Source organism: Streptomyces axinellae (genome assembly GCF_039532135.1).
Taxonomy (GTDB): Bacteria; Actinomycetota; Actinomycetes; order Streptomycetales; family Streptomycetaceae; genus Streptomyces; species Streptomyces axinellae.
This window is the reverse complement of the sequence record NZ_BAAARJ010000008.1, coordinates 166658-187604: the sequence shown is the minus strand read 5'-3', so window position 1 is coordinate 187604 and position 20947 is coordinate 166658. Positions and strand designations below refer to the sequence as shown.

The window sequence follows — 20947 nt, the reverse complement described above, 5'->3', positions numbered from 1 at the left end:
TGGACGGGTTATCGGCGTACGTCGGTCTGGAGGAAAAGCGCGCCTGCCTGGAATCTGTCTTTCGTGGTGCTCATACGGAGAGTGGCGCGGATTCCGCCGGATCGCAGCGTGTGTTTGATGTCGAACACGTCCGAGTCGTATCCCAGCGTGTTCCCGTACGCGGGCTCCCGATTTCCTTCATTGCGCCCCAGTGTGCTGATGGTGGAATTCGCGACGTCATTACGCGGATTGGCGCCGTCGGCGATGCGGGCGGGGGCGCGGCGGTCCGTTCCCACGCTCAGCGCGTCGCCTCCGGCACCCCGGTCGCCGTCGTAGGCGATCAGCCCGAGGCGCCCGCCCGCCCCGGCGGGGATCCGCGGGCCGCGCACCGTGACCGAGCGGCTCCGGCCGGGCGCGATGTCCTCGAAGCCGTCCCACAGGGCGAGGTGGCGCAGCGGTGCGCGCTTGTTCTGGTAGGCGACGACAAGACTCCAGCCGCCCCAGGCACCGGCCGCCGACCGGCCGCCGGCGATGTTGATCTGCGCGACCGTGTAGCTGCCGGAGCCACTGGCGCGGACGAGCCGGGTGACGTCGGCGGATGCCTGGAAGGCGTCGCTGCGGGCGCTGGTCCGGTGACCGATGGCGGTGTCGGCGAGCACTTCCTTGTACTGCCCACCCGGTTCGGCGAACAGCACCCGGCGGTTGTCCTTGGGGGGTTTCTGCTCGCCGACGCGAAGGTTGCCGCCCCAGTACAGGCGCGCGTAGCTCACCCGGGAGCCGACGGGCAGCCGCAGCCGGGCCCGGCCCGAGTTGTAGGTGTTCGGGTCCTTGTCGATGTCCGTGTAGAACATCTCGTAGGCGCCGTTGACGCCAGCGCCCGCACGCGCCCGCGTACACGGTGCGGCGGCTTTCACGACGGCTTTCCGGCAGGTGACGGCGGAATTGGCGGCACGCGCCATTCCGCCGTGCTGGGTCACCTGAAATCGCTCGGCGAACGGAATCCTGGGCACCTTCGGAGAATCCGGTGCTGCCGCGGCGCCGTTCGGCACCGCGACAATTGCCATCGGCGTGAGCACGAACAGTGCGACACGTCGGGCGCGACCCATCGGCATCCCCATGGCCTGTCCTCCGACTCTCTTCTCAGCAAGCCAGGGAAACTTTGGCAGAATTATTCAGGCGGACAGTGGGACGCGCCGATCACAACGAAAAATCACTATCCTTTCGCCGTCACCGTCCGGCGCCCCGCTCATGTGGCCGTGCGGCCCGCATTCCGGGAGTCGCCGTCGAAACGCTCAGGCGGCGGAGGCGGGGGCGGGGGCAGGGTCGCGGACCACGCGGAAGCCGAGGTTGCCGGTGCTGCTGTCGGGGGTGTTGGCGGTGCGGGCGGCGACGCGGTAGCGGTTGCAGTAGGAGTCGTGGCACAGGTACGAGCCGCCGCGCATCGCCCGCAGTCCGGGCTCCTGGGGGTGCCAGGTGTCGGCGGTCCACTCCCATACGTTGCCCGAGACGTTGTGCAGGCCGAAGCCGTTGGGCGGGTAGGCGTGCACGGGTGCTGTGCCGGTGTAGCCGTCCTCGGCGGTGTTCTTGGCCGGGAAGGCGCCCTGCCAGATGTTGCAGCGGTGCGCTCCGCCGGGAGTGAGTTCGTCGCCCCACGGGTAGCGGGCCTGGTCGAGGCCGCCGCGCGCCGCATACTCCCACTCCGGCTCGGTCGGCAGGCGCCCGCCGTCCCATGCGCAGAAGGCCCGTGCGTCCTCCCAGCTGATGTGGACGACCGGGTGGTCCCAGCGGCCGTCGAGGCCGCTGCCGGGGCCCTCCGGCGCGTTCCACCGGGCGCCCTCCACTCCGCACCACCACGGGGTGGCGTCCGGGCGCGGCGAGACCTTGCGCAGCGGCCCGGGAAGGAACTTGGCGAAGACATAGCTCCAGCCGAACCGTTCGGCATCGGTGCGGTGGCCGGTCGCCTCGGTGAAGGCGGCGAAGCGCGCGTTGGTGACGGCGTGCGCGTCCATGGCGAACGGGGCGACGGCGACCTCCCGCACGGGTCCTTCGCCGTCACCGGGGTTCACGTCGGCGTCCTCGCTGCCCATCCGGAAGGTGCCGCCGGGCAGTTCGACGCGTGTCCGGTACGCGTCGGCCGCCGCCTCGGGGGCTGCCTGGGCCGGAACCGCCGCCGGGGCCGGCGCGGGGACTTCCGCCGGAGGGCGCGCCGGTCCGGCTTCCGGCGCGGACGGCCGGCGGGCGGGGGCGCAGCAGGAGCGGACCCGCGCTCCGCCCCCTGGCCCCGCTCCGGCTCCGGCCCCGGTGTCGGCCGGGCTCATGAGTGCTCCCGCGCCGCCGGCTCCCGCGCGGGGGCGGCGGCAGGCTCGCTCTCGAACGCGGAGAGCGTGGTGTCGTAGTCGGTCTCCACGTCGTACATGGGTGTCATCCAGTGGAAGAAGTTGTCACCCCGCTCGCGCAGCAGGTCGTAGAGCTTGCGAGTCAACTCGGCTCGTACGTCGCGCAGTTCGGGGTGGTCGTAGCGGTTGTGGAGTTCGTCGGGGTCGGTGCGCAGGTCGTACAGCTCGTTGCGGGACTCGGGGTTGACCACCAGCTTGTAGCGGCGGGTGCGCAGCATGCGCTGGGGATACGGGAAGTGGTGGCCGTGGAATTCCGCGAGGTGGTGCTCCTCCCATGCCGGCCGCTCGCCGGCGGCCAGCGGCAGCAGGCTGCGGCTGTCGAGGGCCGGTTTGGTGTCGCTGCCCGCGAGGTCGAGGATGGTGGCGGCGCAGTCGGTGAGCGAGACGAACTCGTCCCGCACCTGGCCGCGCGGCGCCCCGGGCACCTTCAGCAGGCCGGGGATGCGGTAGATGTCCTCGTACATCGCCGGGCCCTTGTCGTGCAGACGGTGGGCTCCGGTGAACTCGCCGTGGTCGGCGGTGAAGAAGACCGCGGTGTGCTCCTCAAGGCCCAGTTCGCGCATCGCGTCGAGGATGCGGCCGATCTGCTGGTCGATGAGGGTCACATAGCCCCAGTAGACGGCGATCAGCTTCCGGCTCTCCTCCAGCGGCATCGTGTCGAAGGCCCACAGCTTGCTGTAGTTGCTCTGCACCGGGGGTTTGGCGGCGAAGGTCTCGCTCACCGAGGCGGGCAGTTCGACCAGCGCCGGGTCGTACATGTCGTAGTAGGCGTCCGGGAGGATGTAGGGCAGGTGCGGCCCGAAGAAGTGGGTGGCCAGGAAGAACGGCCTGTCCTCCCCCTCCTCCGCCTCCTCCGCCTCCTCCGCCCGCGTCCCGGCATGCGTCCCGGCCCCGTCCGCGGCCCCCGGCCCGGCGGCGGCCCCGCCCACTCCCTCCCGCGCCCAGCGGCGCATCATTTCGATGGTGCGGGTGGCCAGGTAGTGCTCGAAGGTGGCCTCGACGGGCTGGTGCAGGCGGGCGGCGAGGAGGTTGCCGGGGCTGCCGTTGGGGGTGGTGCCGCGTACGGGGTCGGAGATGCGGTATGGCGGGAGGCCGTGCTCCTCCAGGTAGGCGAGGTAGTCGGGGTGGTCCACCGGGTTGTGCCAGCCGGCCAGGTCGGGGCCCTCGAAGCCGTAGTCGGCCGCGGTGCGCCGCACGCCCCCGTGCCATTTGCCCATGAGCCCCAGCCGGTAGCCCTCGGCGCCCAGTTGCCCGGCGAAGGTGAACTGGTCGTCGGCGAGGTCCTCCAGATAGCCCACGTTGCGCTCGTAGTTGGCCAGCAGCTTGTGGCGGAACGGGGCGGCGCCGGTGAGCAGGCTGGCGCGGGCCGGGGTGCAGATGGCGGTGGGGGTGTAGAAGCTGTCGAAGCGGGTGCCCTCTGCTGCGAGCCGGTCGAGGTGGGGGGTGCGGACGTGGGGGTTGCCGTAGGCACCGAGGGTGTCCACGCGGTGCTGGTCGGTCATGAGGAAGAGCATGTTGGGGCGCACGGTGACCCTTTCGGTTCGGGCGGCATGGGGTCAGCGGGAGCGACCGGGCAGTGCCATGCGTGGCATGGTCCGATCCCTTCCAGATTTATGTCAATAGTGCGAACATAAATCTGCCGGTGACCGTCGCTCCCCCGTCAGCCGCGGGCCCGGCGGCCCCGGAACGGCGCGGCGACAGCCCTGGGACCGCCCCGCCTCAGCCCGGAAATCTTTTTGTTCCGACTCATTGACGAAAAACACCGGCGCTCTCCATGCTGTCCGGCATGCAGGCACACGACGGCCCCACCCAGGCGCCCGACGGTCCGCTGACGCGGCTGCGCAAGAGCCACGAGCAGTCCGTCCTGGAACTGCTCCGCAGGCACGGTCCGCTCAGCCGTGCGGAACTGGGCACGCACAGCGGGCTGTCGCGCACCACGCTCTACGACATCGTGGCGGGCCTCGTGGAAAGCGACACCGTGGTCGCCTCCACCCCGCCCGCCGAGGTGCGCCGCCGCGGCCGGCCGGTCGAGAAGCTCAGCCTCAACCCGGATGCCGGTGAGGCGATCGGCATCGACTTCGCACGCCGCGCCGTGCACGTCTCCGCCGTCAACGTCGCCCACGAGATGCTCGGTTCGGCGAGCGAGGCCCACCCTCCGGACCTGTCCTGGCCCGAGCGGGCCGACATCGCCGAGCGCCTGCTGGGCTCACTCGGCGGCGGTCACCCGCCGGGCGGACCCGGCACATCAGGCCCGTCCGGCACACACGGGCACGCCCCCGCCCCCGACGGCCGCGCGGCGCGGCGCGGCCGGCTGCGGCTCGGCTCGCTCAGCGCGATCGGGGTCGGGGTGGTCGGTCCGATCGCCGACATCGGCAGCACCAGCGGCACCGGCAGCGAGGAGCCCCCCGCGCTCGGCGCGCACGTGCTGCCCGGACTGCTGCGCGAACGGTTCGGGGTCCCGGTGCTGCTCGACAACAACACCCGGCTCGCCGCGCTGGCCGAGGCCGTGTGGGGTGCCGCCGCCGACGCGGGGGACGTGCTGTACCTGCGGCTGTCCCACGGGGTGGGCGGCGGTCTGGTCGTCGGCGGCTCGCTGCACCGCGGCATGTACGGCATGTCGGGCGAGTTCGGGCACATCACCGTCGATCCCTATGGCGCACGGTGCGAGTGCGGCGGCACCGGTTGTCTGGAGACCGTCGCCTCGCTCGACGCCGTGGTGCACCGCTACCGCTCGGCCGGTGGCCGGGCCGAGGACATCTCGGCGTTCCTCTCGGCCGCCGCCTCCGGCGACCGGAGGGCACACGCGGTGCTGGAGCGGGCCGGTACCGACATCGGCACCGTGCTGGCCGCCGTCTGCAACGCGGTCGGCCCCGGCGTCATCGTCATCGGCGGCGAACTCGTCGAGGCCGGGGCCGCGTTGACCGAACCCGTGGAGCGGGCCCTGCACACCCATGTGATGCCGATGGCCCGGGACCGGGTGCGCGTGCGGCGCGCCACTCTCGGCGAGGCCGGGAGCGCGCTGGGCGGCATCGCCCTCGTCCTCCACGAAACCCCCCTGCTCTCCCGCTACCCCCAGACCGTCACCGAGGAGCACGCGTGAACCCAGTGAGGCACTCATGGCCGTGATCGTCCCGCCCGAGAAGACCGCCGCGGCGCAGGCCCCACGGCGCGGCGCGCGCCGCTCCCGGCGACGGCCGCTCGCCCTCAACATCGCCGCGCTGGTGGCCGGTCTGGCCGCCTGGGAGTTCGTGGCCGCGCTGGGCCTCGTGGAGAACCTGCCGACCCCGGCGGCGGTGGCCCACAAGGCCGGCGACATGATCGCCGACGGCACGCTGATGACCGATACGCTCGCCAGCTTGCGCCGGGTCTTCCTCGGCTACGCGCTGGGGGTGGTCCTGGCCGTGCCCGTGGGATTCCTCATGGGCTGGTATCCGACGGTGCGGGCCGTGGTCGAGCCCTACATCCAGTTCTTCCGTACGATCCCGCCGCTCGCGCTGATTCCGCTCACGGTCGTGCTGCTGGGGATCGGCGAGGTCCCGAAGATCGCGGTGATCTGCCTGGCCTCCTTCATGGCCTGTGTGGTGGCCTCCTTCCAGGGCGTGGTCGATGTGGACCGCACCCTCATCAACGCGGCCCGGGTCCTGGGCGCCTCTGACCGGGTCATCTTCGCCAAGGTGGTCGTCCCGGCCTCCACGCCGTTCATCCTCGTCGGTATGCGCATCGGGCTGGGCGCCTCGTGGGCCACCGTCGTCGCGGCCGAACTCATCGGCGCCCAGGAGGGTTTGGGCTACCGGATGCAGAAGGCGTCCACCTGGTTCGAGATGGACACGATCTTCGTGTCCCTGATCACCATCGGCGTGCTCGGGCTGCTCATGGACCGGCTGCTGCTGCTCGCCGAACGACGGCTCACCAGCTGGCAGGAGCGACGATGAACAGCAAGATCAGCTTTCGGGGCGTGGGGAAGACCTTCCCGCTCAAGGGCACGGAGTTCACCGCCTTGGACGGGGTGTCCCTGGAGATCGCCGACCAGGAGTTCGTCACCGTCGTGGGCCCCTCGGGCTGCGGCAAGTCCACCTTGATGAGCATGGCCGCCGGCCTCCAGGAACCCAGCTCGGGCCGGGTACTGGTGGACGGGGAGCCGGTGACGGGGCCGGGGCCGGACCGGGGGGTGATATTCCAGCAGTACGCCCTCTTCCCCTGGCTGACGGTGCGGCAGAACGTGGAGTTCGGTCTCAAGCTCGCCGCCGTCCCCGCCGGGGAGCGCCGCCGCCGCGCGGAAGCGGCCATCGACCTGGTCGGGCTGGAGGACTTCGCGGACGCCCTGCCCAAGACGCTCTCGGGCGGTATGAAGCAGCGCTGCGCCATCGCCCGCGCCTACGCGGTGGACCCGCAAGTCCTGCTCATGGACGAGCCGTTCGGCGCTCTCGACGCACTCACCCGGGTGCAGCTGCAAGATCAGCTGCTGGCGACCTGGAGCCGGGAGATGCGCACCGTGCTGTTCATCACCCACGATGTGGACGAGGCCGTGTATCTGGCCAGCAGGGTGGTGGTCATGGCCGCCAGGCCCGGCCGTATCCACCGGGTCATCGATGTGGACCTGCCCTACCCCCGTACCGAGGAGATCCGCCTCTCGGCCGAGTTCCGGCAGATCCGCAACACGGTGTGGACCTCCGTCTACCACCAGGAGCCCGCCGCGAGTGCGCTTCGCTGATACGGATGCGCTTCGCTGATGCGGGAGCGTCTGCTGGTGCGGCTCCAGCGTGGCTGGTCGCGCCCATGCGGCGAAGCCGCATATGACACAGTCCCGCGCCCCTTCGGGGCGCCCCCCTCTCCCCTGATAGGACACCTGAGCCATGCCCGGACGCACCCTCCGCCGCACTGTGACCGCGCTCTTCTCCGTCGCCGCTCTCACCTTCGCCACCAACGCGTGCTCCACCGGCGCCTCCGGTGACGACAACACGGTCAACTTCGGCTACATAGGCGACTACAACGGCGCCAGTCTGCTGGCCATCGCCCGGCACCAGGGGCTGTGGAAGAAGCAGGGCCTCACCGCGAAGACCAAGGTGTTCAACAACGGCCCCGTGCAGATCCAGGCACTCGGCTCCGGTGACCTGGACTACGGCTACATCGGCCCCGGCGCCATGTGGCTGCCCGCCTCCGGCAAGGCGAAGATCGTCTCGCTCAACACGCTGACCTATGCCGACCGGGTGATCGGCCGGCCCGGCATCAAGACGATGAAGGACCTCAAGGGCAAGCGGGTCGGCGTGCCGGAGGGGACGTCGGGGGACATGATCCTCAACATGGCGCTGGCGAAGGCCGGGATGACGACGAAGGACATCCAGAAGATCGCCATGGACCCCTCCACCGTGGTCTCCTCCTTCACCTCTGGGAAGATCGACGGCGCCGGCATCTTCTACCCCGCCATCGACACCATCAAGAAGAAGGTCCCGAAGACGGAGGAGGTGGCCAGCACCAAGGACACCAAGGACTCCTTCCCCACGGCCTTCGTCGCCGGCAACAAGGTGCCCGAGGAGAAGAACAAGAAGGTGGTCAAGGTGCTTCAGCAGGCCAACGACTGGCGCCAGAAGCACCCCGAGGAGTCGATCGCCCTCTCGGCCAAGATGCTGCACGTCACCAAGGCCCAGGCGAAGGCCGACGCCTCGCATGTCGAGACGCTCTCCACCGACGATCTGGCGGCGAGGACCAAGAGCGGCGAGGCGGGCCGCTGGCTGAAGAAGCTCGGGGATTTCTTCGTCCGCAACAAGCAGTTGGACAACAACCCCGACCCGGCCGACTACTACATGGGCGACCTCTACCAGAAGGTGCACGCCGGATAGCCGGACTGCCCGCCTGGCTGGTCGTCACTTCCCGCCCCCCGCCGCCCGGTTGCCGCCCGGCCTCGGGGGGCGCCGCATTCCCCGGGACGGTCGGCTCACAAGCTCACGGCCTCGCGTACCCACGGGCCGGGGTGGGCTACTCCCAGACCGCGACGCTGCGGCGCACCGGGACGCTGCCGGAATCGGCGGCGAACAGGTGGGGAGAGTGGGCCCGGATGCGTTCGATGTCGCTGAAGACCGCACGCAGATGGGTGCGCATGGCGGTGCGTGCGCGGTCCGTGTCACCGCTGACGGCCGCCTCGAAGATCTCCGCGTGCTGGGCGGCGAACGCGGCCGAGGAGGCGTGTTCGTAGAGCCCCAGCCGACGGGCCCGGTCCAGGTGCCCCTTCGCGGCGGCGACGGTGGTCCAGGCGTTGAAGTGCCCGCTGAGGCGCAGCAGCCCCTGGTGGAAGGCCTCGTCCAGGGCGAAGAAGTCCTCCAGCTCCAGTCCGGGGGCGCGCTGCCGCGTCAGGTTCTCGCGCAGTTCCTCGACCAGTTGGGCATCGAGTTCGGCGGGCAGGTCCTCCAGCGCGGCCAGTTCGACCGCCTCGCGCAGGAACTGGGCGTCCGCTACCTGGGCCGGGTCCACCCGGGAGACGAAGGAGCCGATCTTGGGGAAGATCTGCACCAGCCCGTCCTGCGCCAGCATGATCAGGCTTTCCCGGACCGGGGTGCGGCTCACGCCGAGCGAGGCCGCCAGCTCGTTCTCGGAGATGGCGGCGCCCGGGGCGAGGTCGAGGGTCAGGACCTTCTGGCGCAGCCGTTCGTAGATGGCGCGCCGACTGGTCGCCCGCCGGTTCGAGTCAGCCATGCGGCCCATCGTATCGGGGCGGGCGGCTGCCCAGGTCCGCGCTGTTGCGGAGAATCCACAGGTGAGCTGCCCGTACCCCTTGCCCGCCTACGCGACAAGTGCTTCCATACAAGTCCTGCCCGACACATCGATGGAGAAGGGGCACCGTGAGCCGGATCGAGAGCGCCGAGGTGTTCGTCGCTTCCCCAGGACGCACATTCGTGACCCTCCGCATCACCACCAGCGACGGGGTCACGGGCCTCGGCGATGCCACCCTCAACGGACGGGAGCTGGCGGTCGCCGCCTATCTGCGCGACCACGTGGCCCCGCTGCTGATCGGCAAGGACCCGGCCCGGATCGAGGACATCTGGCAGTACCTGTACAAGGGCGCCTACTGGCGGCGCGGCCCGGTCACCATGACAGCCGTCTCCGCGGTGGACACCGCACTGTGGGACATCAAGGGCAAGACCGCCGGGCTGCCCGTCTACCAGCTGCTCGGAGGCCGCTCCCGCAATGGCGTCCTCGTCTACTCGCACGCCAGCGGCAGCGACACCGCCGCCCTCCTCGACGACGTCGAGCGCTTCCTCGGCCTCGGCTACAAGGCCGTCCGCGCCCAGGCCGCCGTCCCCGACGTCGGCGGCACCTACGGCGTGCGCAAGGGCAAGCTGTACGAGCCGGCGGCCTCCGCCCTCCCGGACGAGCAGCCCTGGGACACCGAGGCGTACCTCCGCTTCGCGCCCACCTACCTGGAAGCGGTGCGTGAACGCTTCGGCTTCGGCTTCCATCTCCTGCACGATGTCCACCACCGGCTCACGCCCATGGAAGCCGCCCGCTTCGGCAAGCGCGTCGAGGACGTCGGGCTGCTGTGGATGGAGGACCCGACCCCGGCCGAGAACCAGGAGGGCTTCCGCCTCATCCGGCAGCACACCACCACGCCCGTCGCGGTCGGCGAGGTGCTCACCTCCATCTGGGATGTACAGCACCTGATCACCGAGCAGCTCATCGACTACGTCCGCACCACCGTCGCCCACGCCGGCGGCATCACCCACCTGCGCCGCATCTTCGACCTGGCGGCGCTCTACCAGGTGCGCACCGGCTCACACGGCGCGACCGACCTCTCGCCGGTCAGCCTCAGCGCGAACGTCCACCTGGACCTGGCCGTCCCCAACTTCGGCATCCAGGAGTACATGGGCCACCCCGAAGAGGCCGCCGAGGTCTTCCGGGGCGGGGTCACCTTCACCGACGGCATGCTGCATCCGGCCGAGGAACCGGGCCTCGGGGTGGAGTACGACGAGCGGGCCGCCGCCCGCTTCCCGTACGAGCCGCGCTACCTGCCCGTGGCACGGCGCCTCGACGGATCGGTCCACGACTGGTGAGCGCCGCCGGCCACATCCCTCCCGTCGGCGCCGGTGACCCCGGCGGCCCCCGCCGCCTCGGCCGCCTCGGCCGCGCGGCGCTGCCCGGCCTCCCGCCCGAGTGCCGGCCCGCGCTCGACCCGGAGGCGCTGCGCACCCGCGTCGTCCACTTCGGGCTCGGCGCCTTCCACCGGGCCCACCAGGCCGTCTGGACCGAGCAGGCAGCCGCCCGCTCCGGTGAGCCCTGGGGCATCACCGCGGTCGCGCCCCGCTCGCCCGGCACCGCACGGGCGCTGCGCGAGCAGGACCACCTCTACTCGCTCACCGAGCGCCGCCCAGGCGGCGCCGCCACCCGCGTCATCGCCGCGCTGACCGGGGCGCTGGTGCTGTCCGAGGACGCCGCGCGCCTGGACGCGCTGCTCGCCGATCCCGAGGTCACGGTCGTCACCCTCACCGTCACCGAGAAGGGCTACCACCGCGCCCCGGGGTACGCACGGGAGGGCCCCGTCCTGGACCGGGCCGCGCCCGCCGTCGCCCAGGACCTGGAGCGCACCCGGGCCGGGGGCGGCGGCACGCGGCCGACGACCGTCATCGGACGGCTGGCCGCCGGGCTGGCCACGCGGATGCGGACCGACGCCGCGCCCCTCACCGTCGTCTCCTGCGACAACATGGCGGACAACGGAGCCGTACTGGGCGCGGTCGTCCGCGAGTTCATCGCCGCGAGCGGCCTGCCCGACCGGCAGACCGTGCTCGACCGGATGGCCGGCGCGGTCGCCTTCCCCGCCACGGTCGTGGACCGCATCGTGCCCGCCACCACCGGCCACGACCTCGACCGCGCGGCGGCGGCGCTCGGCGTGCGGGACGGCGCGGCCGTGACCGGCGAGCCGTACCGCCAGTGGGTCCTGGAGGACGCCTTCGCCGCGCCCCGGCCGCCCTGGGAGCTGGACGGCGCGCTGTTCGTCCCCGATGTGACGCCCTATCAGCTCACCAAGCTGCGGCTGCTCAACGGCTCCCACTCGGCCCTCGCCCACCTCGGCCTGGCGGCCGGGTGCGGCACCGTCGCGGACGCCCTGGCCACGGACTGGGGCGCGCCGCTGGTACGGGACCTGTGCGCCGAGATCGCCCCCACCCTGCCGCCGGGCGGGCCCGATCCGACGGCCTACGCGGCCGAACTCGAGGCCCGTTTCCGGAACCCGGCGATGGGCCACCGGCTGCGGCAGATCGCCGCCGACGGCTCGTTGAAGCTCCCCGAACGCTGGCTGCCCGCCCTGCGCTCCCTGCGCGCGGCCGGCGCCGCCACCCCACTGCTCGAACTCGCGCTCGCCGGCTGGATCCACACCACCCACCCGGACCGGCAGGCCGCCGACCCCGCGGCCGAGACCCTCGCCGCCTGCTGGCGCTCCCACACCGAGCCCGAAGGCACCGTTCGCGCCCTGCTCACCGCCCTGGGCGCCTCCGACCTCGCCGAGGACACCGCGCTGACCGGCGCGGTGGCCGCGCGGCTGCCCGCACTGCGAGCCGGCCGGATCGAGGTCTGACACCCGGCCCCGACCCACCCGGCCCCGCCCGTCCGGGTCCACCGAGCCGAGTCCCGGTCCGGCGAGGACCCCGCCGCACGCCCGTCCCTCCCGCACGCCTGTACATCCGCACCCGCCCCACCTGTCCCCGGGCCCCCGAGTCCCCCGTATGAACAACGGAGTTCACGATGACGACGCACAGCGCCGCCACCGAGCCGTCCGGCTCCGGTACCGCGCAGCGCACGACCCGCGACCTGACCAGAGCCGCCGTCTCCGGATGGCTGGGCACCGCCTTGGAGTTCATGGACTTCCAGCTCTACTCCCTGGCCGCGGCCATCGTTTTCAACAAGCTCTTCTTCCCCGGCGCGAGCCCCGCCCTCGGCCTCCTCGCCGCCATGGCCACCTACGGCGTCGGCTATGTCGCCCGCCTGGTGGGCGCCGTCTACTTCGGCCGCATGGGCGACCGCATGGGCCGCAAAAAGGTGCTGGTCATCACCATCCTCATGATGGGTGCCTCCACGACGCTGATCGGCGTCCTGCCCACCTACGCGCAGATCGGCATGCTGGCCCCCACGCTGCTGGTGGCGCTGCGCCTGGTGCAGGGGTTCGGCGCCGGCGCCGAGATCGCGGGCGCCACCGTCATGCTCGCCGAGTACGCCCCGGTGCGCCGCCGGGGGCTGGTCGCCTCGCTGGCCTCGCTCGGCACCAACTCCGGCACCCTGGCCGCCTCCGGGCTGTGGGCCCTCCTGCTCGGCGTCCTGAGTGAGGATCAGCTCCTGTCCTGGGGCTGGCGCCTGCCGTTCCTGCTGAGCTTCCTGCCCCTGCTGTTCGCGATCTGGCTGCGCCGCAGCCTCAAGGAGAGCCCGGTCTTCGAGGAACGCCCGGACGTCGTGGACGGCGTGGCGCTCAGCGGCGACGAGCTGCGCGCCGCCGCCAACGGGCAGCCGGTGGCCGCACGTTCGGATGCCGGTCAGCAGCCGGGCGGAGGGGAGCGGCCGGGCGACGACGGGCGGCCGGGCAGCGCCGAGAAGCCCGCCGCCACCCTGGAGGCGGGGCTGCGGCAGCGCAAGGGGCGGGCCTTCTTCCTGACGCTCGGTCTGCGTTTCGGCCAGGCCGGCAACTCAGGGCTCGTACAGACCTTCCTGGTCGGCTACGTGGCCGGGACCCTGGCGATCGAGCGCTCGGTGCCCACCGACGCCATCCTCTACGGCTCCCTCGTCGGCTTCGCCACCGTCCCGCTGGTCGGGATGGCCGGTGACCGGTGGGGCCGCAGGCCCGTCTATCTCGTGCTGACGAGCTTGATGATCGTGCTGGCGTTCCCGCTGATGCTGATGATCGCCCACGGCAGCACTCTCGCGCTGACGCTCGGAATGATATTGGCGCTGAACATCGGTGTGCTGGGGCTGTTCTCACTGGAGAGCGTCACCATGGCCGAACTCTTCGGCTCCCGTACCCGCTTCACCCAGCTGGCCGTGGCCAAGGAGATCGGCGGCGTTCTGGCCACCGCGATCGGCCCGGTGCTGGCCGCCGGGCTGACCGCCGCGACGGGCAGTTGGTGGCCGGTAGCCGCGATGCTCGTCGTCTACTCGCTCATCACCCTGATCTCCGCCCTGCTGGCCCCCGAGACGCGCGGACGCGACCTGGTCCGCCTGGAGGACGCCGTATGAAAGCCCTGGTGGTCCACGGGCCCCGTGACGTCCGCATCGACGAGCGGCCCGAGCCCGAGCCCGGACCGGGGGAGGTGCTGCTCGCGCTGGAATGGGGCGGGATCTGCGGCTCCGACATCTCCTACTGGAAGCACGGCGCCTCCGGGACGGCCACTCTGGCCCACCCGCTGGTACTCGGCCACGAGGTCGCCGGGCGGGTAGCGGCGCTCGGCCGGGGCGTCACCGGGATCGCGGCGGGCACCCCGGCCACCGTGCACCCCGCGCAGCCCGTGGGCGACACCGCCTTGCCCGAACGGCTGGCCGGGCGGACGAACCTGCTGCCGCGCGTGCGCTACTTCGGTTCGGCCGCCTTCGACCCGCACACCGACGGCGGCTTCTGCGAGTACCGCACCGTGCCCGTCGCACAGCTGCGTCCGCTGCCGGCGGGGGTCACCACCGAACACGGTGCGCTCGCCGAGCCGTTGGCCGTCGCCCTGCACGCCGTCGGCCGCGCTCCCGGTGTCCGGGGCCGCACCGTTCTGGTCAACGGCGCGGGCCCGATCGGCTCACTGCTGGTCGCCGCGCTCCGGCATGTCGGCGCCGCCGAGGTGATCGCCGCCGATGTGGCCCCCGCCGCGCTGGAGACGGCCCGCGCCATGGGGGCCACGCAGACCCGGGACCTGTCGGGCGGCCAGGTGCTGCCCGAGGACGTCGAAGTGGTCTTCGAGGCATCCGGCGCACCCGGGGCCCTCGGCCCGGTACTGGCCGCCACCGCCCGCGGCGGCCACCTGGTCCAGGTGGGCAATCTGCCGGGCACACCGGCCCCCGCGGCACTCGGCGACCTGGTGACACGGGAGATCACCTGGAGCGGCTCGTACCGCTTCGCGGAGGAGATCGACGACGCGCTGTGCGCCCTGCGCGACGGTCTCGATGTCTCGCCCCTCATCAGCCACCGCTTCGATCTGACGGAGGGCGCCCGCGCCCTGGCGGTCGCGGCGGACCCGGCGAGCGGCTGCGGAAAGGTGCTGCTCAGGCTCGGCACCACGGCGGGCTGAGCCGGAGCGCACTCTCGGGAGCCGCAGCGGGCGGCTGCGGAACCGGCCGCGGGGGCCGGCTGCCCCGTGAGGTGCCGGCCCCCTTCCGCCGGTCAGGCCCCCGTCAGGAGGACCCAGCCAGGAAATCGCCTGGTCAGGAGGCCGCCCGGTCAGGAAGCCGCCTGATCGAGGCGGCCTCCGTCGTAGAAGCCGCCGGCGCTGTAGATGAGCGGCGGCCGGTCCGAGTGGGCCGCCTGGACGACGCGTCCCACGAAGATGGTGTGGGTCGTGGTCTGCAACCGCTCCTCGATGCGGGCCTCCAGGGTGGCGGCGCTGTGGTCGATCAGGGGTGAGCCGTGCGCGGCCGGTGTCCAGCGCAGCTCGGCGAACTTGTCGCTGCTCTTGGTCGCGAAGACCGAGGCCACGGGCAGCTGGTCGGAGGCGAGAATGCTGATGCCCATGTGGCGGGAGCGGAAGAGGGGTTCGTAGGTGGAGGAGGTGCGCTGGACGCACACCATCACCAGTGGCGGGGACAGCGAGATGCTGGAGAACGCGTTGACGGCCAGCCCCCGGGGCCGGTCACCGTCCATGGTGGTGACGATGGTGACGCCGGTGACGAACTTGCGGTGCAGCCCCTTGACCTGGTCCTCCGGGACCTCGGGAGCCGCGGGAGCCGCGCCGGTGTGGGTCTCTTCCGCGGGGGTTGCGGTGTGGGTGCTCATGCCGTGGTCGCCTCCAGCCGGGAGCCGTCCTCGAAGCCGCTGTCCAGGGTGATGATCCCGAGCGCCTGGAGCATCTGACGCGGGTCCCAGGTGACCCACTCCTCGGTGATCAGCCCGTTCTCCACGCGGGAGAAGGTCGCGCCGGAGACGGTGACCTGGCGGCCGGTCGCCGGCACTTCCAGGAGCGGACCGGTGTGGGTCCCCGAGCTGTGCCATCGGGTGGCCGCCCTGTCGTCGGCGACGAGGCAGTCGTCGACGACGGTGCGCAGGTCGGGCAGTGCCGCGCGGCAGGCGGCGATTCCGGCTTTGAGGTCCTCGCGGGTCTGTGCGGTACGGCCGTGGCGGACGTAGCCGGGGGCGAGCAGCTGGTCCAGCGCTTCCGTGTCGCCGTGGTTCCAGGCTGCCGCCCATGCCGTCCCGATGCGGCTCTTGAGGTCGGTGCTCATCCTCTTCCCTCCCGGGGCAACGGAGAGTCTGTTGTGTGGCAGGAAGCTATGAACGCCGAGCTTGCATGTCAAGAGTTCGCGCACCAACAGACCGGATTCACCGCGAGGGATCTCGTTCTCATCTGCCCCTACCTGCGGATACGGGAAATTTCCCGCCCCCTTCGTCGCACCTCTTGACGCGTTGACAACGCCCTCCCTATGTTCCCTCTTGCATGCAAGAGACGTAACTCGTTGAGGGATGAGGGGCAGGTTCATGCGTTTCTCGATCTTCCACGCGCTCGGGGCACCGGGGCGGCTCGGCGACTACCACCGGCTGATGCGAGAGGCCCGCGAGTACGCCGTGGCGGCGGAGCAGGCGGGTTTCTGGTCGGCCTGGTACACCGAGCACCACTTCGGCCACGAGGGGCAGGAACTCACCCCGAACCCGGTGCTGATGGGCACCGACATCGCCGCCCGCACGGAGCGGCTGCGCATCGGGCAGGCCGCGAACATCGTGACGTTCTGGCATCCGCTGCGCCTGGCGGAGGACCTGGCGCTGCTGGACCAGCTCTCCGGTGGCCGCGTGGAGGTCGGCGTCGGGCGCGGGCTGTACGGGCGCGAGGCGATGAACCTCAACCCGCTGGCCGACCCCCGCGACCAGGAGCAGAACCGGGCCCTGTTCGAGGAGACGATGGAGGTGATGCGCAAGGCGTGGTCCGGGGAGTTCTTCTCCCACCACGGCCGCTTCCACGACTTCCCGGCGCCGGATGTGCGGTGGGATCACCCGCTCTCCCCCGCGACCGAGGAGTTCACCCGCGACGGCGTCATCGACAAGCTGGCCGTCGTACCGACGCCGTACCAGCGCCCGCACCCGCCGCTGTGGCAGGTCGTCGACTCGCCGCGCTCCATCGAGTCCTCGGCCCGGCAGGGCATGCAGGGAATCTTCTGGCTGCCGCCCGTCTCCGCGCTGAAGAAGCGCTTCGATCTGTACCGCCGCACCGCCTCCGAAGCCGCCGGCCGCCCGTTCGCCCCCGGCGAGGGACTCGCATTGGTACGGGATGTGTACGTGGCCGACACCATGGAGCAGGCCCGCGCCGAGTTCGAGCACGCGCTGCTCCAGACCTACCAGTGGGTGACGCACTGGCGGGGGCTGGCCAATCTGATGGAGGACGGCGAGGAGCTGGGCCCCCGGCACGAGCTGAGCTTCGACTTCCTCGACGACCGCAATCTGCTGGTCGGCACGCCCGACCATGTGGCGGGCAAGATCGAGGAGTTGCGGGACGAGGTGGGCCTGGAGCACCTGATGCTGTGGACCACCCACCCGGGATTGCCGCACAAGCACGCCATGCGGAGCCTGGAGCTGTTCTCCGAGCACGTCCTGCCGCGGTTCTCGGGCGAAGGGGACCGCCCGTGAGCGCGTCCGCGAACCCGTCCGGGGGTCCGTCCGCAGGTCCCTCGGCGCCCCCCTCCGGGAATCCGATACGGCGGATCGTGACCTCCTGCGAGGAACTGGCCGGCGAACTGGGCACTCCCGTGCGCACCCCCGTCCGCCGGGGCGCGGTGGCCGTCGCGGTACGCAACCCCTGGGCCCGGCGCGGCATCGTGGCCGACCTGCAACCCGAAGTGGAAGAGCTGGCGCCGCTGCTGGCCCGGGAGATCGCCGACCGGCTGACCGCCATGCTCGGCGGCCCCGAGTCCATCACCGCCTTCGGCAAGGCCGCACTCGTGGGCCTGGACGGGGAGGCCGAGCACGGCGACGCGCTCATCCACACCCCCTACTTCGGGAACGTGCTTCGCGAACTCCTGCACGGCACCTCGATCATCGCCTTCAGCGAGGAGCGGGCCGCCGCGGGCACCACCGTCACCGTGCCCGTCTGGCACAAGACGGAAGCGGCGACCCGGTCGCACTACGCCGCCACACAGATCCGGGTGCCCGACGGCCCACGGCCCGACGAACTGCTGATCACCGCGGCGGCGGCCACCGGCCCGCGCCCCAACGCCCGCATCGGCGACCGCCGTACGGATCCCGTCGTCACCCTGCGCGACCTCCAATCCACAGCGGCGCAGGCAGCGCCGGAAGCCACGGAAGCCCGGGAAGGAACCCGATGACCACGATGAACCTCCGCAAGACCGTCACCCTGGTGGACGAGATCCACACCGAGGGCGGGCAGGCCGTCTCGCCCGTCGCGCGCACCGCCGTCGTCGCCGCCGTCATCGACAACCCGTGGGCAGGCCAGGGCTTCGTGGCGGACCTCGCCCCCGGTATCGACGCGATCGCCCCGCAACTGGGCGCGCTGCTGGCCCCGTTGGTCGTCAAGGCGCTGGGCTCCCCCGTCGAGGCGTACGGCAAGGGCGCCGTCGTCGGCCTGGACGGCGAGGTCGAGCACGGCTCGGCGCTCATCCACACCCTCAAGTTCGGCGACCACTTCCGCGAGGCCGCCTCGGCCACCACGCTGCTGCCCGCCGTGGAGAAGCGGGCGGCTGCGGGCACCGTCTTCGACATCCCGCTGAAGCACATCACCGACGCCACCGTCCGCTCCCACCACCAGAGCGTGGAGGTGCGCATCCCCGACGCGCCCCGCGCCGACGAGATCGTGATCGCCCTGGCCGCCGCGGCCCAGGGCCGCCCGCAGGCCCGCCTCGCGCCGCTGAAGAGCGAACAGTGAGTGACGGGAGGGGAAGCACGGGCATCGCCCGGGGCCCCGGCGGGCGGGACGACGGATCGGGGCGCGGCCACGGCCAGGGCCCCGGCCGTGGCCACCCGGGCCTCTCCTACGACGACGCGGGCGAGGGCAGCAACCTGGTGCTGCTGCACGGCGTCGGCCTGGACCGGCACATGTGGGACCGCTGCCGCCGCGCGCTCGCCGCCCGCCACCGCACCCTGGCCGTGGACCTGCGCGGCCATGGAAGCTCGCCGCCCGCGCCCCCGGGGGTCACGCTGACAGAGCTGGCCCAGGACGTGCTGGACGTGCTGGACGTGCTGGACAGACCCGTTGACGCGGGTGGCTCAGCTGGTCCAGGGGGGCGGGGCGGCCGGGACGGTCCGGACGGGGGCGGCCTGCCGAGGGGCCCGGCTCACCTGGTGGGCTTCTCGCTCGGCGCGCTGGTCGCCGCACAGACCGCCTTGCTGCGTCCGGCGGCGGTGGCCTCGCTGACCCTGGTCAGCTCGGTGGCCGGGCGCAGCGAGCAGGAGAGCCGCGAGGTCCGACTCCGGCTGGAGCGGGCCCGCCACGATTTTCCGGCCTCCGTGGCAGCGGCCACGGACCGCTGGTTCAGCGCCGAGTGGCAGGCGGCGGAGCCGGAGCTGGCCGCCGCCGTGCGCGCCACGCTGCTCGCCCAGGACCGGCCCTCCTACCTCGCCTGTTACGAGGTGTTCGCCCGCGCCGACCGCGAACTGTGGGCCCGGCTGCCCGGGATCGCCGTCCCCACCCTGGCGGTGACCGGCGAGGCCGACCCCGGCTCGACCCCGGAGATGACGCGGCGGCTGGCCCACGCGATCCCGGGCGCACGCGGCGTCGTCGTCCCCGGCGCCCGCCATCTCCTCCCCCTTGAGGCCCCCGGCTCCCTGACGACCGAGATCATCCGACACACCACGGAGGTGGACCGTGACCGCAGCACGGCTACCGCGCCATGACCACTACATCGGCGGCGCCTGGGCGGCGCCCGTCGGCGGCGCGTACCTGCCCAGTACCAACCCCACCACCGGCGCCACGTGGTATGAGACCGCGCGCGGCGACCGCGGCGACGCGGAGCGCGCCGTCGAGGCCGCCTCGGCGGCGTTCGAGGACCCGGCCTGGCGGGACATGCCCCAGCCCCGCCGCGCCGCTCTGCTGCGCCGGCTGGCCGAGCTGATCGGCGAGCACGGCGAGGAACTGGCCCGTACCGAGACCCTCGACAACGGCAAGCTCCTGACCGAGATGCGCGCCCAACTCGCCAGCCTGCCGGAGTACTTCCACTACTACGCGGGCCTGGCCGACAAACCGCACGGCCGGACCATCCCCGCCGCCCGCAAGGAGATCCTCAACTACACCGTGCGCGAGCCACTCGGAGTGGTCGTCGCCATCACACCGTGGAACTCACCGCTGCTGCTGACGGCGACGAAGATCGCCCCCGCGCTCGCGGCGGGCAACACGGTCGTGATCAAGCCGTCCGAGCACACCTCGGCATCGCTCCTCCAACTGGCCCCGCTGTTCGAGAAGGCCGGATTCCCGCCCGGTGTCGTCAACGTCGTCACCGGCTACGGCGACGAGGTCGGCACCCCGCTGGTGGAGCACCCGCGCGTGGCCAAGGTCTCCTTCACGGGCAGTACCGCCACCGGGTCGCGGATCGCGGCGAGCTGCGCGGCGCGGTTCGTGCCCACCACCTTGGAGCTGGGCGGCAAGTCCCCGAACATCGTCTTCGAGGACGCCGATGTCTCCAACGCCGCCACGGGCATCGTCGCGGGGGTGTTCGCCGCGGCGGGCCAGACCTGCGTGGCCGGCAGCCGCGTCTTCGCGCAGCGCGCCGTCTACGACGAAGTGGTCGAACGGGTCTCGGCCCGCGCCGCCGCCATCCGGCTGGGCGACCCGCTGGAGGCGGACACGCAGCTGGGGCCGCTCGCCATCGAAAGCCAGCGCGACCGGGTCGAGGAGTACGTCCGGCTCGGCCGGTCCGACGGGGCCCGGGTCGCGGAGGGCGGAAGGCGGCCCGACCTCGGCACTCCGCTGTCCGGGGGCTTCTTCTTCCGTCCGACCGTCTTCACCGACGCCGTCAACAGCATGCGGCTGTGCCAGGAGGAGATCTTCGGCCCCGTGGTGGCTCTGATGCCCTTCGACACCGAGGAGGAGCTGATCGGGCTGGCGAACGACACCGACTACGGGCTCGCCGCCGGGGTGTGGACCCGCGACCTCGCCCGCGCCCACCGGGTCGCCGCCGGTCTGGACGCGGGCACCGTGTGGGTGAACACCTACCGCTCCATGTCCCCCATGTCGCCGCGCTCGGGCTTCAAGTCCAGTGGCATGGGCGTCGAACACGGCACCGAGGCCATGGACGAGTACACGCGGCTGAAGAGCGTCTGGATCAACACCGACGAAGGCCCGGCCGACGACCCGTTCGTCCTGCGCTCATGAGCCGGTGCGCCGGGCGGAGCCGCCCGGATGTGGCCGGAGCCGGACGGACCCGCCCGGATGTGTGAGCCGCTGTGTGAGCCGCGGGGCGGTACGCCTCGC

Annotated in this window: 19 protein-coding genes; 13 read left to right on the top strand and 6 right to left on the bottom strand. The window is 72.0% G+C overall.

Features of this window, described 5'->3' with window-relative positions:
* Positions 1 to 8: 8 nt before the first annotated feature.
* From ABD339_RS14350 to ABD339_RS14340, 3 genes are all read right to left on the bottom strand, one after another.
* Positions 9 to 989, bottom strand: a complete 981-nt coding sequence (locus ABD339_RS14350; RefSeq protein ID WP_344565961.1) for a DUF3344 domain-containing protein — start codon at positions 987 to 989, stop codon at positions 9 to 11.
* A 282-nt stretch (positions 990 to 1271) separates the two neighbouring features.
* Positions 1272 to 2297, bottom strand: a complete 1026-nt coding sequence (locus tag ABD339_RS14345) for a formylglycine-generating enzyme family protein (RefSeq protein WP_344565959.1) — start codon at positions 2295 to 2297, stop codon at positions 1272 to 1274.
* Complete coding sequence (locus ABD339_RS14340) at positions 2294 to 3877, bottom strand: sulfatase family protein (RefSeq protein WP_425575982.1); 1584 nt, start codon at positions 3875 to 3877, stop codon at positions 2294 to 2296. The genes ABD339_RS14345 and ABD339_RS14340 overlap by 4 nt, the downstream gene beginning before the upstream one ends.
* 272 nt (positions 3878 to 4149) lie before the next feature.
* On the opposite strand from ABD339_RS14340, the gene ABD339_RS14335 reads away from it, so the two are divergent.
* The 4 genes from ABD339_RS14335 (at position 4150) to ABD339_RS14320 (ending at position 8212) form a co-directional block, all read left to right on the top strand.
* Positions 4150 to 5475, top strand: coding sequence for an ROK family transcriptional regulator (locus tag ABD339_RS14335; RefSeq protein WP_425575981.1), 1326 nt, complete (start codon positions 4150 to 4152; stop codon positions 5473 to 5475).
* A 16-nt stretch (positions 5476 to 5491) separates the two neighbouring features.
* The gene (locus ABD339_RS14330; protein ID WP_344565955.1) at positions 5492 to 6307 is read left to right on the top strand and encodes an ABC transporter permease; all 816 of its coding nucleotides are present in this window, start codon (positions 5492 to 5494) and stop codon (positions 6305 to 6307) included.
* A complete protein-coding gene (locus ABD339_RS14325; RefSeq protein WP_344565953.1) occupies positions 6304 to 7086 on the top strand; it encodes an ABC transporter ATP-binding protein in 783 nt (260 codons plus the stop codon). Before ABD339_RS14330 ends, ABD339_RS14325 begins: the two co-directional genes overlap by 4 nt.
* Positions 7087 to 7228: 142 nt before the next feature.
* Positions 7229 to 8212 (top strand): aliphatic sulfonate ABC transporter substrate-binding protein, encoded by a 984-nt coding sequence (locus ABD339_RS14320; RefSeq protein ID WP_344565951.1) that lies wholly within the window; start codon positions 7229 to 7231, stop codon positions 8210 to 8212.
* A 136-nt stretch (positions 8213 to 8348) separates the two neighbouring features.
* Here ABD339_RS14320 and ABD339_RS14315 read toward each other — a convergent pair whose 3' ends face one another.
* A complete protein-coding gene (locus ABD339_RS14315) occupies positions 8349 to 9062 on the bottom strand; it encodes a GntR family transcriptional regulator (RefSeq protein WP_344565949.1) in 714 nt (237 codons plus the stop codon).
* Between the two features lie 146 nt (positions 9063 to 9208).
* Here ABD339_RS14315 and manD point away from each other — a divergent pair, with 146 nt between their 5' ends.
* The 4 genes from manD (at position 9209) to ABD339_RS14295 (ending at position 14614) form a co-directional block, all read left to right on the top strand.
* Positions 9209 to 10417 (top strand): D-mannonate dehydratase ManD, encoded by a 1209-nt coding sequence (gene manD / locus ABD339_RS14310; protein WP_344565947.1) that lies wholly within the window; start codon positions 9209 to 9211, stop codon positions 10415 to 10417.
* Complete coding sequence (locus ABD339_RS14305) at positions 10414 to 11934, top strand: mannitol dehydrogenase family protein (protein WP_344565943.1); 1521 nt, start codon at positions 10414 to 10416, stop codon at positions 11932 to 11934. Before manD ends, ABD339_RS14305 begins: the two co-directional genes overlap by 4 nt.
* Before the next feature lie 167 nt (positions 11935 to 12101).
* Positions 12102 to 13580, top strand: coding sequence for an MFS transporter (locus ABD339_RS14300; RefSeq protein WP_344565942.1), 1479 nt, complete (start codon positions 12102 to 12104; stop codon positions 13578 to 13580).
* Positions 13577 to 14614: an L-idonate 5-dehydrogenase gene (locus ABD339_RS14295; protein WP_344565940.1), complete on the top strand. Its 1038-nt coding sequence runs from the start codon at positions 13577 to 13579 to the stop codon at positions 14612 to 14614. The genes ABD339_RS14300 and ABD339_RS14295 overlap by 4 nt, the downstream gene beginning before the upstream one ends.
* 149 nt (positions 14615 to 14763) lie before the next feature.
* On the opposite strand, the gene ABD339_RS14290 is transcribed toward ABD339_RS14295, so the two are convergent.
* On the bottom strand, positions 14764 to 15315 hold the full coding sequence (locus tag ABD339_RS14290; protein ID WP_344565938.1) for a flavin reductase family protein: 552 nt from the start codon (positions 15313 to 15315) through the stop codon (positions 14764 to 14766).
* Positions 15312 to 15761, bottom strand: a complete 450-nt coding sequence (locus tag ABD339_RS14285) for an ester cyclase (protein WP_344565936.1) — start codon at positions 15759 to 15761, stop codon at positions 15312 to 15314. Before ABD339_RS14285 ends, ABD339_RS14290 begins: the two co-directional genes overlap by 4 nt.
* 253 nt (positions 15762 to 16014) lie before the next feature.
* Between ABD339_RS14285 and ABD339_RS14280 the strand changes: the two genes are divergently transcribed.
* The 5 genes from ABD339_RS14280 (at position 16015) to ABD339_RS14260 (ending at position 20848) form a co-directional block, all read left to right on the top strand.
* Positions 16015 to 17154: an LLM class flavin-dependent oxidoreductase gene (locus ABD339_RS14280; RefSeq protein WP_344565934.1), complete on the top strand. Its 1140-nt coding sequence runs from the start codon at positions 16015 to 16017 to the stop codon at positions 17152 to 17154.
* 77 nt (positions 17155 to 17231) lie between these two features.
* Positions 17232 to 17849 carry an amino acid synthesis family protein gene (locus ABD339_RS14275; RefSeq protein ID WP_344565932.1) on the top strand — a complete coding sequence of 206 codons (618 nt, stop codon included), beginning with the start codon at positions 17232 to 17234 and terminating at the stop codon, positions 17847 to 17849.
* The gene (locus ABD339_RS14270; RefSeq protein WP_344565930.1) at positions 17846 to 18406 is read left to right on the top strand and encodes an amino acid synthesis family protein; all 561 of its coding nucleotides are present in this window, start codon (positions 17846 to 17848) and stop codon (positions 18404 to 18406) included. Before ABD339_RS14275 ends, ABD339_RS14270 begins: the two co-directional genes overlap by 4 nt.
* Positions 18403 to 19374: an alpha/beta fold hydrolase gene (locus ABD339_RS14265; RefSeq protein WP_344565928.1), complete on the top strand. Its 972-nt coding sequence runs from the start codon at positions 18403 to 18405 to the stop codon at positions 19372 to 19374. Before ABD339_RS14270 ends, ABD339_RS14265 begins: the two co-directional genes overlap by 4 nt.
* Entirely contained in the window at positions 19346 to 20848 is a 1503-nt protein-coding gene (locus ABD339_RS14260; protein ID WP_344565926.1) for an aldehyde dehydrogenase, read from the top strand. Before ABD339_RS14265 ends, ABD339_RS14260 begins: the two co-directional genes overlap by 29 nt.
* Positions 20849 to 20947: the final 99 nt, after the last annotated feature.

What these genes read in the sequence shown, in the direction of transcription:
- ABD339_RS14345 (WP_344565959.1), bottom strand. Translation starts at nt 2,297, where the DNA reads ATGAGCCCGGCCGACACCGGGGCCGGAGCCGGAGCGGGGCCAGGGGGC.
- ABD339_RS14340 (WP_425575982.1), bottom strand. Translation starts at nt 3,877, where the DNA reads ATGACCGACCAGCACCGCGTGGACACCCTCGGTGCCTACGGCAACCCC.
- ABD339_RS14335 (WP_425575981.1), top strand. Translation starts at nt 4,150, where the DNA reads ATGCTGTCCGGCATGCAGGCACACGACGGCCCCACCCAGGCGCCCGAC.
- ABD339_RS14330 (WP_344565955.1), top strand. Translation starts at nt 5,492, where the DNA reads ATGGCCGTGATCGTCCCGCCCGAGAAGACCGCCGCGGCGCAGGCCCCA.
- ABD339_RS14325 (WP_344565953.1), top strand. Translation starts at nt 6,304, where the DNA reads ATGAACAGCAAGATCAGCTTTCGGGGCGTGGGGAAGACCTTCCCGCTC.
- ABD339_RS14320 (WP_344565951.1), top strand. Translation starts at nt 7,229, where the DNA reads ATGCCCGGACGCACCCTCCGCCGCACTGTGACCGCGCTCTTCTCCGTC.
- ABD339_RS14315 (WP_344565949.1), bottom strand. Translation starts at nt 9,062, where the DNA reads ATGGCTGACTCGAACCGGCGGGCGACCAGTCGGCGCGCCATCTACGAA.
- ABD339_RS14300 (WP_344565942.1), top strand. Translation starts at nt 12,102, where the DNA reads ATGACGACGCACAGCGCCGCCACCGAGCCGTCCGGCTCCGGTACCGCG.
- ABD339_RS14295 (WP_344565940.1), top strand. Translation starts at nt 13,577, where the DNA reads ATGAAAGCCCTGGTGGTCCACGGGCCCCGTGACGTCCGCATCGACGAG.
- ABD339_RS14290 (WP_344565938.1), bottom strand. Translation starts at nt 15,315, where the DNA reads ATGAGCACCCACACCGCAACCCCCGCGGAAGAGACCCACACCGGCGCG.
- ABD339_RS14285 (WP_344565936.1), bottom strand. Translation starts at nt 15,761, where the DNA reads ATGAGCACCGACCTCAAGAGCCGCATCGGGACGGCATGGGCGGCAGCC.
- ABD339_RS14280 (WP_344565934.1), top strand. Translation starts at nt 16,015, where the DNA reads ATGCGTTTCTCGATCTTCCACGCGCTCGGGGCACCGGGGCGGCTCGGC.
- ABD339_RS14270 (WP_344565930.1), top strand. Translation starts at nt 17,846, where the DNA reads ATGACCACGATGAACCTCCGCAAGACCGTCACCCTGGTGGACGAGATC.